This window comes from Oceanotoga teriensis (assembly GCF_003148465.1).
Taxonomy (GTDB): domain Bacteria; phylum Thermotogota; class Thermotogae; order Petrotogales; family Petrotogaceae; genus Oceanotoga; species Oceanotoga teriensis.
In genome coordinates, this window is record NZ_QGGI01000008.1 from 26944 (window position 1) to 43854 (window position 16911).

Here is a 16911-nt window from a genome sequence, read left to right on the forward strand (position 1 = left end):
TAAAAACTTTAATCATTCACAAAATTTATGTCCATTGGGTGTATTTACAAATATAAAACTAACTTTTTTATTTGTATTATTAGTCCAATTATGTGGAATATTAGAAGAATAATGAGCACTGTCTCCTGGAAAAAGATCATATTCTTTATCCCCAACAAATAAAGTTACAATTCCTTCTAAAACATATAAAAATTCTTCTCCATCATGAGAATAAGTTTTTATATTCTCATTTTTCTTTTTAGGTAAAAGTTCAATATATCTTGTCAACATACACTTATCTTTAACATTCTTTGTAAGATGATAATGTATTATAAAAGAACTATCTACTTGATATACTTCTTTTTCATAACTTCTTATAACCACATCATCTTCATCTTTAGAAATATCTTCTTGAAAAAAATAAGATAATTTTACATCTAATACCTTAGAAATTTTTTCAAGAGAATCTATAGCTATAGTAGTAAGTCCTCTTTCAAATTGCGATAAAAATCCAGTAGAAAGATCTGTTTTTTCACTCAATTCCTTCAAAGTCATATTTTTTTTACTTCTCAGTTTTTTAACTTTATTACCTATATCATCTATCATAAAATTCCCTCCTATTTTCTTAATATATATAATTATACATTAATAAGAGTGAATTTTATTTTTTAAAATGAAAATAAAATTCATACATAAATAATAATTTCATTATAATGAATATATAAAAATCTTTAATATGGCAATTAAACTTGTGAAAAAAATATTTATCATCCAAATTCATTATAACGTGGTATTTAAACATTTACAAATTTTAAAATACTCAATTTTAATCATTTTCACTCATATGAAAATGATTAAATTGTTTTTTCTTAAACATACCAATAATTTCACGAATATGAAATTATATTCATTTATCAAAAAAATTAAAAATGTTATTTTAAAAAATAATCTTAATAAGTTATAATTTAATAAAAAGATGAATGGAAGTGTTAAAAATGGAAATATTAAAATTATTCAAACCCCTTTTTGATAATATAATGTACATAGTATTAATAATAGTTTTTATAACTAAATTAAAGAGTTTTAAAAAAATGGTTATAAAAGATAAATTTGAAATTAAAGATAAAATTTTTCTTGGAATATTTTTTGGGTTATTTGGAATTCTTGGAACATATATGGGAACAAATGTAAACGGTGCAATTGCAAATACAAGAAATGTTGGAGTTATAGTTGGTGGAATATTAGGAGGACCTACAGTTGGTTTAATAGCTGGAATAATTGCAAGTAGTCACAGATTTTTAATAGATATTGGAGGAATAACTACTTTTCCATGTTCCATAACAACATTATTCAGTGGCTTAATTTCCGGATTAATATATAAATACTTAAACGTAAAAAAAAGATGGATATATGGACTAATAATGGGTTTTATAGCTGAATCTATAAGTATGTTATTAATATTAACTTATTCAAAACCCTTCAACTTAGCCTTAGAAATAGTTAAAAGTATTTTCCTACCAATGCCTATAATTGTAGGTGTTGGTGTAGGTATAGTATTGTTGATATTAGAAAATTTATTCAAACAAAAAGATGAAATGCAAGCAAAACAAGCTCAATTAGCGTTAAAAATTGCAAATAAAACATTACCTTATTTTAGAGAAATGAATGAACATTCTATAAAAAAAGCCTGTGAAATAATAAAAAATGAAGTAAACGCAGCAGCTGTATCCTTTACAGATAAAGAAAAAATACTTGCTCATGTAGGATTAGGATCAGATCATCATATACCTGGTTCTAAGTTCATAACTCAAGCAACGTTTCAGGCTATAAAAAATAAAGAAATAAAAGTTTTAAACACTAAAAATGAAATAGGCTGTAAATATAAAGATTGTCCTTTAAAATCAGCTATAGTTGTTCCATTAATACAAAATAAATCAATAATAGGATCTTTAAAAATATATTTTTCAAAAGAAAATGCAATTACTTTAAGAGATTTATTTCTTGCAGAAGGATTATCTCAATTAATATCTACTCAAATAGAAATAAGCAATATAGAAAAATATCAAAGAATAGCTGACAAATCAGAGTTAAAAGCTCTTCAAGCTCAAATAAACCCACATTTCTTATTTAATGCATTAAATACTATAATTTCTTTTATAAGAATAGACCCTGATAAAGCAAGAAAATTAATAATAGATCTTTCAACTTATTTAAGATATAATCTTGAAATAGAAAAAGATTTTGTAAATATAAGAAAAGAAATAGAACATGTAAAGGCATATTTTGAAATAGAAAAAGCAAGATACGGTGATAAAATACAGCTTGAAATAATTTTGGATGAAAACATAAATTTTGATCTACCTTCTTTAACAATACAACCATTAGTAGAAAATTCTATAAAACATGGTATTTTAGAAGGAACAGGAAATGGTAAAATAACCTTAAAAATAAAGAATATAAAAAATTACTTTCTAATCGAAGTAACAGATAATGGCAAAGGTATAGATGAAGAAATAATAAAAAAAGTATATAATAATACTTTAAAAAATAGCATTGGACTTTTAAACGTTCATAATAGATTAAAATTACTTTATGGTGAAGGACTTAAAATTTCAAATCAAAACAAAGGAACTAAGATAACTTTTAAAATAAAGGGAGAGGAAGAAAAAAATGAACTGTATTATAGTTGAAGATGAATATCCTTCAAGAGAAGAATTAAAATACTTCATAAATAAATATAGTCAAATAATTATTTCAAAAGAATTTGATAATGCTATAGATGCATTAAAATTTCTTGAATCCAATACAATAGATATAATATTTTTAGATATAAATATGCCTGGATTAGATGGAATGTCATTTGCAAAAATAATCAAAAAATTTGAAGACACTATAAAAATAGTTTTCACAACAGCTTATCCTGAACATGCAATAGATGCATTTGAAATTGAAGCTTTCGACTATATTTTAAAACCTTTTTCAGAAGAAAGAATCATTTCTACTTTAAAAAAACTTGAAAAATCTTGTGATGAATCAAAAAAATGCTGTAACAAAATTGCTTTAAAACGTGATGAAAAGATACTATTAATAGATATAAAAGATATATTTTTTTGCGAAGCAATGGAAAGAGATACTTTAGTGTATACTAAAAAAAATGAATACATTATAAATATGGGTATAAGTGATTTTTTAGAATATTTAAATGATAACAATTTCATAAGAACTCATAGATCTTATATAATAAATATAAATAAAGTAAAAGAAATAATACCTTGGTCAAATAACACTTATAACATCAAATTTGAAGGAATAGAACAAGAAGCGCCAGTTAGTAGAAGTTATATAAAAGAATTCAAAAATAAATTAAATATAAAATAAAAAAACTCATGTCAAATATTATACCTCTTATTACAAAAAAACTACCCTTTAAGAAAAGACAAAAGACTTCTTCCTAAATATAAATTAAAATTATATTGGGATTTTAATTTAAAGGAGGGAGTTTTTATGATAACTTTCTTGGTTTCTATAGGTCTTTTAATTTTAGGTTATTTTACATATGGTAAAGTAGTTGAAAAGATTTTTGGAATAGAAGAAAACAGAAAAACACCTGCAATAGAACTTGAAGATGGTGTTGATTATGTTCCTATGAAAGGTTGGAAAATTTTTCTAATACAATTTTTAAACATAGCCGGTCTTGGCCCAATATTTGGAGCAATAGCTGGTGCATTATGGGGACCTATTGCATATTTGTGGATAATATTAGGAAGTATATTTGCTGGTGGAGTTCATGACTTTTTTTCCGGAATGCTTTCTGTTAGGCATGCGGGAGCAAGTGCTTCAGAAATAGTAGGCACATATTTAGGAAATACAATAAAACAAATAATGAGAGTATTCACCGTAGTTCTATTAATTCTTGTTGGAGTTGTTTTTGTAACAGGTCCTGCAGGACTTTTGAACAATCTCACAAACTGGAGTACCAATATGTGGGTAATAGCAATTATACTTTATTATCTTTTTGCAACAGTACTTCCAGTGGACAAAATAATAGGAAAAGTTTATCCTATTTTTGGACTTTCATTGATGATAATGGCAATTGGAATTGGATTTAACTTAATATTTAAAGGTTATAATATGCCAGAAATGACATTCTCTAACTTACATCCAGCCTCAACACCTATTTTTCCTTTTCTTTTTATTACAATAGCCTGTGGAGCAATATCTGGATTTCATGCAACTCAATCTCCAATGATGGCAAGATGTTTAACAAATGAAAGACAAGGAAGAAAAATTTTTTATGGTGCAATGATAGCTGAAGGTATAATTGCAATGGTTTGGGCAGCAGCTGCAATGTCATTTTACAATGGCACAAATGGGTTATCAGAAGTATTGGCCAATGGTGGTCCAGCAGTAGTTGTAAATGAAATTTCAAATACTTTAATGGGAAAAATAGGTGGAATACTTGCAGTATTAGGAGTAATCGCAGCACCTATAACTTCTGGAGATACTGCTTTTAGAAGTGCGAGACTAACAATAGCTGATTCTTTTAAATTAAATCAAAGAAAACCTTTAAATAGATACTTAATAGCAATACCTCTATTCATAGTTGGATTTGCTTTAACTAAAATAAATTTTTCAATAATATGGAGATATTTCTCATGGTCAAATCAAACACTCGCAATGATAGTGTTATGGGCAGCAGCGGCATATCTTGCATTCAATAAAAAAAATCATTGGATAACAACCATACCAGCAATATTTATGACAGCTGTAACAGTTTCTTATATATTACAAGCTCCAGAAGGATTTAAATTGAACTCTTTGTTCTCAAACATAGTTGGAATAATAATTGCCATAGTATTTTTCATATTATTCATATCAAGAATTAAAAAAACAAAAATAGAACCATTAACAGATGAAATATAAAAACAAGGTCAATCAATTATGATTGACCTTGTTTTTTTATAAATATATTATATAATTTTAAAAATAATTTTTTTATATTATCAATAGCTTTTTCATTATTTGAAACATCATTACACATCAAACATATTAAATAAGGATCTTCATCCTCAAAAATTCCAACATCGTGCTCTACACCTAATAGATTGTTTAAATCATCATAAGGAATTTCACCAGTTTTATGAGAAAATTTCCCAATAAAAAAATCTGGAATTTTATTATTTATTTTCTGTTTAAAAAGAATTTCAACTATCCTCTCATCAGAATTACCATTAAGATTCTTAAAATATATCAATTCAAAAAAACGTTCTATATCAAGCATACAAGTCATATTATCTATATCATTCTTTCTACTATCAAAATCAAGCATCTTTCTTTTCAATACAGTGGAATTAAATCCTTTTCTTATTATATATTCATTTATTTTATCCATGCCAAGAGCAGTTATAAGCTTATTTGTAGACTCATTATTACTTTCAGAAAGCATCAGTTCAAAATCTCTTTCAAAAATACTCAAAGATCTCTCTGATTCAAGTTTCTCAAGATAATAACCTGCAATAAATAGTTTTATCAAACTTGCAGAAGGCATTATATCATTTATATTGCCATAAGCCATCTGTATAGATCTATTATTTAAATTTTTGAAAGATATATAATATTTTTCATTATTATTAGAATTTATCATAATTTTATTAGTTTCTTAGGAAGTTTAAAATTGTATTTATCCTTAAGAAACTGCGTAAACTCCTCATCACTAAAAGTAGAAAAAGATCTATATTTATACTGCCCTTTTAAATAATTCAGAAAATTCTCTTCATTAGAAAGTGTTTTATGATAATCATCTGACAATTTTGCAACAGGATATCCATTCGATTCACTTATCTTTATAACATGATTTATAGGTTCAACATCTCCTGTAAGAGCTGTTCCAATACCAAAGCTCATTTTAAGATAATCTTTAAAATAAGAATGAAGAGTTATTGCCTTATCCATATTTAAACTATCTGAAAATACCATAGTTTTTGTTTTTGGATCTATACCATTTTTCAAAAGACTGGCATACATAAGCCAACCCCATCTTATAGGATCTGAGGAATCATGTCTAAACCCATCTGCAACTTTAAGATAAAGAAGTTTTGAATCTTCTAAAAAAGATAAAGTTCCAAATGTATCCGTCAATAAAGTCCCAAAAAGTCCTTCCCAAGATATTAGCCAATCATGCAAAACCTGTTTCTGAACATTTCTAACAGCTATATCAGAACCTTGAGTTGCCATAAACATTTCATGTGCCATAGTTCCTATTGGTTTTAAATCATATTTCATAGCTAAATAAACATTACTCGTACCAACAAAATTTTCTGGTACTTCTTCAGCTTGCATTCTTATAGTTTCTTCAAGAATTTCTGGAGAAAAAGCTCTTCTCGTTCCAAAATCTGCATATTTAAAAGTTTCATCATTATATTTTTTTACTTTTTCTATACTAATTTTAAGTTTTTTTATAACTTCATTTTCTGCCGATTTATAATCTTTATTATATTTATTCTGATAATACAAATCATTAACTATGAGCATCAAGTATATCTCTAAAAAAGTTACATCTGACCATAAACCTTCAAATTCAAGTTCAAGATTTCCATCTTTTCCTATATCAAGTTTTGTTATATTATTTTTATTAAACCTCAAATTAGAAATTCTTTGCAAAAAACTTTTATCATAAAAATTATAATCAAAAGATGTCTTTAAATTCTTCAAATAATCATACTCTTCATTACTGAGTCTAAGATCTTCAAGCATCTCTATTTGTTTTTTTAATTCTGGTAAAATAGGTTCATAATCTATCCCTTTACTTCTCGTATAATGCTTCCACTTAGTTATTATATTTGGATAACATTTATAAATAACCTTCAACATATTAAACTTATAAAAATCCACATACGTTATATTCTTAATAATAGATTCATTCATAAAAAATCTCCTCTTCTTAATAAAATAAGAATCAAAAAAACTCCTGTATATACACAATACATCAATTATATTTATAATAATTCAAATTATTGTAAAAGTTATATTTAAATATAAAAAGCCATCCTCTTGGATGGCTAAATATCTTATTTTAAGGTTTCATTATATAAATATAATCATAATAATTGATCTTTTTTTTCTCTATTTTAACACTGTTCAACCTCTTAAAAATCTGTTTAAATCCATATTTATCATAAAAATTTATATTACACATAGAGTCTGTATAAAGATAAATATACTTAACATTATTATTTTTACAATAATTTTTAAAATCATTCATAAGTTTTCTACCTATTCCCAATCCTCTGAAAGAAGGATCTACTATAAAAAGTGTTACTTCTGTATCAAAAAATTCATTATTTTTCTTCTCAAAAACTATTTTTTTATCCTTTTTTAAAAATCTAAAAAGTTTAAAAAAATTAACTTTATTCTTCAAAAGAATATTTAAACCCATAAAAAAATTTTTAAAATTTCCTTTAAAATAATCAAAAAATTTAAAATTTTTATTGATTCTACCAAAAATTATGCCAGCAAATTTTCCATCGACAAGTATCATTTTAGAATAATCCGAAAGATTATAATTATATTTAACATAACAATAAGATAAATAATCTTTAGGATAAAAACCTTTTCCAAAATCATTATTTATATGCCACGTATCTTCCACAATTTTAGAAAGTTCGGAAATATAACTCAATTCAAAATCTTGGATCTCAAACCGATGCATGATCCCACTCCTTTGATTTTTTAATATAAAATTAAATCACATCAAAAGTTTAACCATACGACCATCTCCTATTTTTAACAAAAACTACTAAAAATTATAATCTAAATGAAGTGATAATTCAGATAATGGAACAGAAACTTCTAAATAATCTTTATAAAAATCATCGAAAAGTTTAAAATAAAAAATAATATTATCATCTTTAAAATAAAATTCTATATTATTTGTTTTTAAATCATCTATTCCAAACTGTTCATACATTCTGTTTAAAATTATTTTTCTAACGATTAAATCATCTTTTATAAAATTAGAATAATTAATAACCTTTCCAGTTTTAAACATATCAAAATTAACAGAATCTAAAATTTCAACATATTCTTTATTCTTTAATCTTCCTTTTCCCCTAAACACAACACTTAAAATGTTTCTATTTCTTTTATTTATTTCAAAATATATATTCATATTTGAATAAAAAAGATCATCAGAATATTTACTAATCAAAAACTCAAAATTTTGATTCACATTATTTTGAATCAATTTTTTTTCATATCCTCGAATAATAGGATATTCTATGTAGAAATTCTTATATTCATACACTTTTTTGTCTATCAAATAATTAGAATCACTATCAGATCTATAAAAAAAAGATGTCAATAATACCGGAATTATAAAATAAAGAATAAAATATGGTTTCATATATCCCCCAATTAAATTCATTTCTTATTTTAATAATATTTTAAACCATTATTCTTAAAAATAGATAAAAAATAAAAGAATATTAAATGTTATAATATGTTTAGGAGGTGAAATAATGAAAAAACTAATAGTATTTTTAGCAGATGGTTTTGAAGAAATAGAAGCTTTAACTATAGTTGATGTTTTAAGAAGAGCCGGAGTAGAAACAGACATATGTTCAATAAAAAATAAAGAAGTTATTGGAGCTCATAATATAAAAATAATAGCAGATAAAACCTTAGATGAAATAAACGAAAATGACTATTCCTCATTATACTTACCCGGAGGCATGCCTGGAGCAGAAAACCTAAAAAACAATGAAAAATTAATAAATATAATAAAAAAATTTGATAAAGAAAACAAAAAAATATTTGCAATATGCGCTGCCCCAATAGTACTCTCAAAAGCAAATGTACTAAAAAAAGAAGCCACATCATACCCATCATTCAAAGAACAGATAAAAATTGAAAATTATTCAGAAAAACCCTTTGTAATAGATGAAAATATAGGTACTTCAAGAGGTCCTGCCACCGCTTTAGAATTTTCTTTTCAAATATTAAAAGAACTAGGTTTTTCAAAAGAAGCCGAAGAATTAAAAATAAGCATGCTCTATAATTATTTTATAAATCAAAAAAACTCTGAGAAATAATAAACTCTCAGAGTTTTTCAAACATTAAAAAATAAGCATTGAAACTGTTATTATCAATCCTGAACAAAGTAAATCAACTATACAAAACCCCATTATATCTCTTGCACCAAGTCCAGCTATTCCAAGTGCAGGCAAAGCCCAAAATGGTTGTATCATATTTGTCCATGCATCTCCCCAAGCTATTGCTAGTCCAGTTTTAGCAGTTGAAACTCCTAACTCAATTGAAGCAGGCATCATAATAGGTGCTTGAACTGCCCATTGTCCACCACCTGAAGGAACAAAAAAATTTACTATACCGGCACTCAAAAAAGTAAACAATGGAAATGTAGTTGGATTAGATATACTTACAAACCAATGTGAAATCAAACCTGCGAGACTAACTCCTGCACTATTGGCTCCAACCATCATACCCATTATTCCAGCATAAAAAGGAAATTGTAAAATAATTCCTGAAGCTCCTTTTACAGCTTCTTTAACAGCATTAATATATCTCTTAGGTGTTTGATGAAAGACAATTCCAACAGTTAAAAATATAAAATTAACTATATTGAGATTCAAATCAAAACCATTAGTATAAAAATGATAAATAATATAAATAATCCCGAATAATCCCAGAATTATAGAAATTATTTTACTATTTTCAATTTTATCTGCTGGTGTCATATCTTTATTATTAATTTCAATTTCTTCATTTTCTTTTAATAAATCAGAATCAACGCTTACAACCTTATCAGCATCTGGATGCATAGCTCTATTTATAAAAGGAAGAATTAAAATGAGCGAAACAGAAATAAATATATTTAAAGGTGAAAATATAGTATTAGAAACCGGTATAGCTTCAGAAATAGCTCCAGAAGTCATTTCAGCAAGATTTGCTGTACTTGTGGCCAAAGTTAAAGGTATTGAACCTGAAATTCCTCCATGCCAGACCAAAAATCCAGAATAAGCACTAGCTATCAAAAGTCTATAATCAACATCCTTAACTTTTCTTGCTATTTCTTTTGCATAAAGTGCTCCTATAACCAATCCAAATCCCCAATTAAGCCAACAGGCTATAGCTGAAACAAAAGAAACGGCTAATATAGCTTGTGTCGGTGTTTTTATAAATTTGGTAAGACTTATCAAAAATTTCTTTATCGGTGGTGAACTTGCAAGTGCATGTCCCGTGACAAGAACTAAAGCCATTTGCATAGAAAAAGCCAATAATTTCCAAAATCCTGAACCCCAATGAACTATCATATCTATTGGACCTTGTTGAGTAAAAATCATTCCGAGAATCCATGTTAAAAAAGTTAAAAAAATCGCAAATATGAATGCATCTGGTAAATACTTCTGAACCAAATTAACACAAGCATTACTAAACTTTTTAAACATAAAACATCCTCCCTTAATAAAAATAAAAAGGACTGCCTGCAAAAATTTATAAATTAGCAGAAACAGCCCCTTAATTTTTATACATTTATTTTTTTAAATATTGAAGTATTTTTGCTAATCAATAATAATTTAAATTTTCATATTTTTTAAATCTTTAGATATTATTAATTCAGCCCCAGTAGCTTCTTTAACTTCTTCAACTGTAAATTCTTCATTTATTTCTTTTAAAATAAGTCCATCTTCAGAAACTTCTATAACTCCCATTTCAGTTATTATTAAATCAACTTGTGAAGCTGCAGTAAGTGGGAGATTACAATCTTTTAATATTTTATGATTTCCTTTATTGGTATGTTCCATAGCAACTATAACTTTTTTCGCTCCAACAACCAAATCCATAGCTCCCCCCATACCAGGAACCATTTTACCTGGAATCATCCAATTCGCAAGATTGCCTTTTTCATCTACTTGTAAAGCACCCAAAATAGTTATATCGACATGTCCACCACGTATTATTCCAAAAGAAACGGCACTATCAAAAAAAGCACCATCTGGTTTTATAGTGACAAACATACCACCAGCATTTACAAGATCTCTGTCTTCTTTACCTTCTTCTGGTTTTGGACCAAGACCAACAAAACCATTTTCTGATTGAAAAGTAACATCTATATTTTCTGGAACATAATTTGCAACTAAGGTAGGAAGTCCTATACCTAAATTAACAACATCTCCATCTTTTAATTCTTTTGCAACTCTTTTAGCAATGAATTGTTTTATTTCATCTCTATTCATACACTTTCACCCCCAACAATATAATCAACAAAAATACCAGGAGTCATAACAAAATTAGGATCCAAATCTCCTATTTCAACTAATTCATTGGCTTCTACGATAACTGTATCCGCAGCTGTTGCCATTATAGGATTAAAATTTTTTGTGGATTTATTATAAAGTATATTTCCTTTTTTATCTACTTTATGACCATAAATAAGAGCAAAATCAGCTTTTAAAGGTTCTTCCAAAAGATATATTTCTCCATTAACTTCTATTTTTTGTTTATTTTCTTCTATTACTGTTCCAACACCGGTAGGAGTTAAAATTCCACCCAAACCATATCCAGCAGCTCTAATTCTTTCAGCAAGAGTTCCTTGAGGAACTAAATCTACTTCTATTTCTTTTTCATTCATCTGTCTTCCAGTTTCCTTGTTAGTACCTATATGAGAAGCTATTACTTTTTTTACTTGCTTGTTAAAAACAAGTTTTCCAACTCCATAATCGATATAACTGGTATCATTTGCAATTATGGTGAGATCTTTAACCCCTTTTTTCACTAATGCATCAATAATTTTATGAGGAGTTCCACATCCCAAAAACCCTCCAACCATAATAATTGAGCCGTCTTTAATATTTTCAATAGCTTCTTCAATTGAAATAAGCTTATTCATAAATACACCCCCGTGATTTATAATTTTGACATTTATATATGAATCACTTATCAACACCCAAAATAATTATAAATCATAATACATAAAATATATAACTTGATTATCAAACAATTAACTATAAACTTTTATTTTTAATTTCAATTAAATCAATTAATTTCAATAATTCAAAACTTTACTAAGAAAAAAATATCAAAAAAAAACTCATATCAAAATTGATATGAGTTTTTTATTTATTTTTAAGAAACAGTATTAAGAATTTTTTCTGTATTAAATAATTTTGAAGTTGCATAAATTAATAAAGAAATAAATCCAACATTAACTATAATACTTATACTAAAGCTTAAAATGCTCATTTGATTTAATAATATATCTTTAAGACTAAATATAGAATTTATAACAGGTATAAAATAAATAACAAGGTTCTTAGTTGTATCCATTTGCATAGTAACAACCCCTGCTACTATAACTAAAATATATATGGGAGATATATATCCAGATGCCTGTTGTAAATTTTTTGCAAGACTGCCAAGATAAACAAATAATGAAGCAGCTATACCAGCTAAAGCAAGTAAAGATACGAGTAAGGCTATTATATTAGATAAAGAAAAAATTTGTATACTTCCCATTTCACCAGAACCAAATAATAGAGAATTAAGAGAAAAAGCCAATACAAGTCCCGCAAAAGAAGATATGGCATTTAAAAGACCTGAAAAAACAACATACATGACTTTTCCCATAGCTATAGAAGTTCTTGAAACCTGATTAACAAGTAAAGAGGCAAGAGAACCACGTTCTTTTTCACCTGCAGTAGTATCAAGTGCTATACTCATTGCACCTGAAAAAACATATATCAAAATCATATATGGTATTAAAACAGAGAGAAAAAAGTTTCCTTTTGCCTCTTCTGGAGCTGTATCAACCTCTTCTATACTCAAAGTATTTAATTTATTTAAACTGAGGTTATAAGAAGATAATTTTTTATCTGTTAGATAATTCTCATATTCAGAAATAGAATTTCTTATAACATCAAAAGCATGTTGATTCTTAGTTGAATTAGAATTATAAAACACTTTAATACTCGCCTTATCACCAGGATTAAAATTATTTGGAAATACTATTTTTAAATCTTCTTCTGGTGAATATTGATCAACAACTTTGAAGTTTAAAGATCTATCCAAAATACTCAAAAACTCTGAATCTTCTATATTTTCAATGACAATATTATAAACCCTTTCTTCGGCATCTTTTTCTTGAAGTTGGCTAACATAACCTATTGAAGTAAATATCAAAGGCATGAGTAAGAGTGGAAGAAAAAATAAAGAAAAAATAGTTCTTTTTTCTTTAAAAATATTTTTTAATTCTTTTTTGAAAATAACAACAGCATCTTTAAACATTCTTTAAAAGCCCCCTTTCAACAGCCAACTTATAAAATACTTCTTCAAGTCTTTCTTCATCATATTTACTCAATATATCATCAAAAGTACCATTTTCGACTAAAGAACCATTCATTATTATTCCAATTTTGTCACAAAGTTTTTCTGCTTCTGACATTATATGAGTAGATAAAATAATAGTTTTCCCTTTCTTTTTAAAATCAAATAAAAAATCAACAACTATTTTAGATGCCAATATATCAAGTCCATTAGTAGGCTCATCAAATATTATTACATCTGGATCATGTAATATACTAACAGCAATAGAAGCTTTTTGTTTCATTCCAGTTGAAAGTTTTTGAACTGGTTTATCTAAAAAATCATTCATCCCTAAATATTCTGAAAGTTTTTCAATTTGAGTTTTTATATAACTATCATCAAGATGATTGAGTTCACCAAAAAATTGCATAAGCTCTCTCGGAGAAAGATTGCCGGATAATTTCATATCACTTGTCAACAACCCTATAATACTTCTAACTTTATTTGATTTTTTTAAAGTATCATAACCATTAACGCTGATACTTCCCTTATCTGGTTTCAATAAAGTAGCAATACATCTTAAAGAAGTAGTTTTTCCAGCTCCATTAGGTCCTAATAATCCATATATTTCTCCTGGTTTGGCTTCAAAAGAAATATCTTTTAAGACTTCTATCTTTTTAGATTTTTTACTCTTAAAAGATTTATAAATGCCATTAACCTCTACCATCTTTACACCCCCAAAAAATATTCATCAAAATTCTATTGATTAGAATCAAACTCAACAAACTCTTTTTCATAAATCATATTAAAACTATAAAAATTTTTTTCATCAGCATTACCTTTTACATTAATTCTGTAATTACCCTTTGGTATATTTATAATACTATAATTTCCTTTAGAATAAAAGTTAAAATCTGAATCAATTATAGAATCACCATTTTCATTTACTATACTAAGATTAATATCTGATTCTTTATTACTTTTAAATTTTCTTAAAAGAATTTTGCTATCCTTTAAAACATTCATTTCATGATTTAAATCTATAAATTTAGAAAAAGATACATTAGAATTGAAAATATCGAATTTGCTATTATTATTATTAAAATTTACAAAATCTGTGTAATGGCCTATATTAAAGTCGTATGAAGCATTTTTTTCTGAATATCCTTCAATATTTAAAATGTATTCTCCACTGGGAATTTTTAACTCTTCATAATCTTTTTTTTCATTTTTACCTTCAGTTTGAAAAATAATAGTACCATTTATATCTAATATTTTAAAATCTACACTTAAAATATTCTCATCTTTATAAGCATTGATAAAAATGATGGTATCTTTCTCAACATTCATAGTTTTGCTGAGTGAATAAACCCCTTCAAAAGATCCTTTCATATCATAAACTTGCAAAAAATGATTCTTACCTTTCACAAAAGCTATAGTAAGAGTTAAAACAAAGGCACATAAAATTAGAAAAGCAATACCTTTTTTATTCATAAAATCACCTCATATTATTAATTTAAAAATCTTAATATTTGAATTCTAATTTTTTAATTAAAAACTTATTAACAAATATAACTAAAACATTCATCAATAAGAGAAAAGAAATCAAATGAACTCCAAACATATTCATCAATATAAATCCACCAATATAATTTACAAATAATAAAATCAGTGAAGCTATAAGACAAAAAATACCAACAACATAATACCAACCATATCTCTTACCTATAAAAGAAATAAAATTAATCATATTAACTATGAAAAAAATACCTATCAAAGAAAATACTAAAATTATTCCTCTTTCAGATATATCTTCCATAAATAAAACAGAATTTATTACAGCTGTAGAAAACAAAGTAATAACGACATTCATTTTAAAAATGGATGAAAAATAATATTTTCTTGGCAATGACAACATCATAAAAATATCTATATATGTAGTTGGTGCCATTACAGCATAAACAATAGCCAATGTAATAGAAAAAATAGACATATTCATAATCACAGTACCAGATATATCACTAAAAGTTATATTACTATACCCATCAAATAATAAAGATAAAACCACATTAAATATAGTTATAGCAAAAAAAATCAAAAAGAAGATTTTCGCATACTCCAAAAACATCTTAAAAAGAGAATTAAAAACTATTTTACTCTTATTATTTTGCATCATCATCACCACCATTAGTCAAATAATAAAGCAATTTTTGAATACTTATTTTAGATACTTCTATATCATCACTTTTCATATTAAAAATCTCTTCTTCTGTCAATCTTCCTTTAATTGCATAAGATGCGAGACTTCCAAGTTTTTCAACATTAAGTACTTTATAAAAATCTGTATACTTATTAATTTTACTTTCTCTTCCCTGCAATAACCAATAAATTTCTCTAAGAGATTCCAAATCCTCATCTATAATTATTGAACCATTATCTATGAAAATGACTTTTTCAAACATACCCTCAAGCTCATTTATAAGATGTGAAGAAATTATTATAGTTCTTGGATGTTCCATATAATCTTTTTGAAGTTCAGAATAAAAAACTTCCCTCGCAACTGGATCTAAACCAACATAAGGTTCATCAAATAAAGTAATTTCTGCCCTACTTGCAAGTCCCATAATTATGCCTACTGCTGTTTTCATACCTTTTGATAATTTAGAATAATACTTTTTTTCATCTATTCTAAACTTTTTTATTAAATATTTAGCATAATCATTATCCCAATTCTTAAAAGATTTAGAGCAAAGTTCAAAAAAAACATTCATTTTAAAAACATTACTTGTTTCAAACGCTTTTCCAAGAGTTTCTCTTGCAAGACAAATATTTTCGACAACAGAACTATCTTTAGATAAACTCTTATTTCCTATAAAAATATCTCCTTTACTCGTTAAAAGTTGATTAGCTATTATTTTAAGTAAAGTGGTTTTTCCAGCACCATTTCTTCCAATAAGACCATATATTTTATCCTTTTCAAATGAAAGATTAACATCTTTTAAAGCAGCAAAATCATCATAATACTTATACACTTTATCTATTTTTATACTTTCTCCCATCATATATCCTCCCCATATTTTCTTATCATATCAATAAGATCTTCTTTAGTTATACTCAACTTCTCTGCTTCTTTTATCATTTTAAGAATATATTCTTCAAAAAAATTCTTTTTTCGTTTACTTTTTATCATATTTATTGCCCCCTTTTTTACAAACATTCCCAATCCTCTTTTTTTATACAAAATATCATCTTCCACAAGAAGATTAAAACCCTTTCTTGCAGTAGCGGGATTTATTTTAAAGGTTTGTGCAAGTTGATTCGTTGAAAAAACCTGTTCTTCCTCTTTAAAATCTCCCTCCAAAATCATATCTTCTATCATTTCAGCTATTTGTAAAAACAGAGGCTTAGTTGAATCTTCATTTAATTTCATAAAGCACCTCCTTAGTTAGTAGTTTAGTTAGTCGGTTGAGTAACTAACTACATTTTTATTATATACTAAAAAAAAATTAAAGTCAACTATTAAAATAAGATATTTTAAAAATATAACATAAAAAAGCATACAAAAATACATAATGTATTCGTAACATATTTAAAATATAAAAAAATTATAATAAA

Annotated in this window: 18 protein-coding genes; 4 read left to right on the forward strand and 14 right to left on the reverse strand. The window is 26.1% G+C overall.

The window, feature by feature from the left end; translation table 11 throughout:
- Positions 1-12 precede the first annotated feature (12 nt).
- Positions 13-585 (reverse strand): helix-turn-helix domain-containing protein, encoded by a 573-nt coding sequence (locus tag C7380_RS06715; RefSeq protein ID WP_109604729.1) that lies wholly within the window; start codon positions 583-585, stop codon positions 13-15.
- Between the two features lie 389 nt (positions 586-974).
- On the opposite strand from C7380_RS06715, the gene C7380_RS06720 reads away from it, so the two are divergent.
- From C7380_RS06720 to C7380_RS06730, 3 genes are all read left to right on the forward strand, one after another.
- Entirely contained in the window at positions 975-2669 is a 1695-nt protein-coding gene (locus tag C7380_RS06720; protein ID WP_206050547.1) for a LytS/YhcK type 5TM receptor domain-containing protein, read from the forward strand.
- Positions 2650-3357 (forward strand): LytR/AlgR family response regulator transcription factor, encoded by a 708-nt coding sequence (locus tag C7380_RS06725; protein ID WP_109604730.1) that lies wholly within the window; start codon positions 2650-2652, stop codon positions 3355-3357. The genes C7380_RS06720 and C7380_RS06725 overlap by 20 nt, the downstream gene beginning before the upstream one ends.
- A 126-nt stretch (positions 3358-3483) precedes the next feature.
- The gene (locus C7380_RS06730; protein WP_109604731.1) at positions 3484-4902 is read left to right on the forward strand and encodes a carbon starvation CstA family protein; all 1419 of its coding nucleotides are present in this window, start codon (positions 3484-3486) and stop codon (positions 4900-4902) included.
- Positions 4903-4918: 16 nt separating this feature from the next.
- On the opposite strand, the gene C7380_RS06735 is transcribed toward C7380_RS06730, so the two are convergent.
- From C7380_RS06735 to C7380_RS06750, 4 genes are all read right to left on the reverse strand, one after another.
- A complete protein-coding gene (locus C7380_RS06735; RefSeq protein ID WP_109604732.1) occupies positions 4919-5623 on the reverse strand; it encodes a serine hydrolase in 705 nt (234 codons plus the stop codon).
- Entirely contained in the window at positions 5620-6903 is a 1284-nt protein-coding gene (gene pncB, locus C7380_RS06740; RefSeq protein WP_109604733.1) for a nicotinate phosphoribosyltransferase, read from the reverse strand. The genes C7380_RS06735 and pncB overlap by 4 nt, the downstream gene beginning before the upstream one ends.
- A 148-nt stretch (positions 6904-7051) precedes the next feature.
- Complete coding sequence (locus tag C7380_RS06745; RefSeq protein WP_109604734.1) at positions 7052-7687, reverse strand: GNAT family N-acetyltransferase; 636 nt, start codon at positions 7685-7687, stop codon at positions 7052-7054.
- Between the two features lie 87 nt (positions 7688-7774).
- Positions 7775-8380 (reverse strand): hypothetical protein, encoded by a 606-nt coding sequence (locus tag C7380_RS06750; protein WP_109604735.1) that lies wholly within the window; start codon positions 8378-8380, stop codon positions 7775-7777.
- Between the two features lie 115 nt (positions 8381-8495).
- Between C7380_RS06750 and C7380_RS06755 the strand changes: the two genes are divergently transcribed.
- Entirely contained in the window at positions 8496-9068 is a 573-nt protein-coding gene (locus C7380_RS06755; RefSeq protein WP_109604736.1) for a DJ-1 family glyoxalase III, read from the forward strand.
- Between the two features lie 24 nt (positions 9069-9092).
- Here C7380_RS06755 and C7380_RS06760 read toward each other — a convergent pair whose 3' ends face one another.
- The 9 genes from C7380_RS06760 to C7380_RS06800 all read right to left on the reverse strand — a co-directional run bounded on the left by C7380_RS06760 (position 9093) and on the right by C7380_RS06800 (position 16726).
- The gene (locus tag C7380_RS06760) at positions 9093-10442 is read right to left on the reverse strand and encodes a TIGR00366 family protein (RefSeq protein WP_109604737.1); all 1350 of its coding nucleotides are present in this window, start codon (positions 10440-10442) and stop codon (positions 9093-9095) included.
- Positions 10443-10571: 129 nt separating this feature from the next.
- A complete protein-coding gene (locus tag C7380_RS06765; protein WP_109604738.1) occupies positions 10572-11231 on the reverse strand; it encodes a 3-oxoacid CoA-transferase subunit B in 660 nt (219 codons plus the stop codon).
- Positions 11228-11884 (reverse strand): acetate CoA-transferase subunit alpha, encoded by a 657-nt coding sequence (gene atoD / locus C7380_RS06770; protein WP_109604739.1) that lies wholly within the window; start codon positions 11882-11884, stop codon positions 11228-11230. Before atoD ends, C7380_RS06765 begins: the two co-directional genes overlap by 4 nt.
- Positions 11885-12120: 236 nt before the next feature.
- Positions 12121-13278, reverse strand: coding sequence for an ABC transporter permease (locus C7380_RS06775; RefSeq protein WP_109604740.1), 1158 nt, complete (start codon positions 13276-13278; stop codon positions 12121-12123).
- Positions 13271-14023: an ABC transporter ATP-binding protein gene (locus C7380_RS06780; RefSeq protein WP_109604741.1), complete on the reverse strand. Its 753-nt coding sequence runs from the start codon at positions 14021-14023 to the stop codon at positions 13271-13273. The genes C7380_RS06775 and C7380_RS06780 overlap by 8 nt, the downstream gene beginning before the upstream one ends.
- 32 nt (positions 14024-14055) lie before the next feature.
- Positions 14056-14790, reverse strand: coding sequence for a hypothetical protein (locus tag C7380_RS06785; RefSeq protein WP_109604742.1), 735 nt, complete (start codon positions 14788-14790; stop codon positions 14056-14058).
- Positions 14791-14821: 31 nt separating this feature from the next.
- On the reverse strand, positions 14822-15469 hold the full coding sequence (locus tag C7380_RS06790) for a hypothetical protein (protein WP_109604743.1): 648 nt from the start codon (positions 15467-15469) through the stop codon (positions 14822-14824).
- On the reverse strand, positions 15459-16355 hold the full coding sequence (locus C7380_RS06795; RefSeq protein ID WP_158274819.1) for an ATP-binding cassette domain-containing protein: 897 nt from the start codon (positions 16353-16355) through the stop codon (positions 15459-15461). Before C7380_RS06795 ends, C7380_RS06790 begins: the two co-directional genes overlap by 11 nt.
- Positions 16355-16726, reverse strand: coding sequence for a GntR family transcriptional regulator (locus C7380_RS06800; protein ID WP_109604745.1), 372 nt, complete (start codon positions 16724-16726; stop codon positions 16355-16357). The genes C7380_RS06795 and C7380_RS06800 overlap by 1 nt, the downstream gene beginning before the upstream one ends.
- Between the last annotated feature and the right edge of the window lie 185 nt (positions 16727-16911).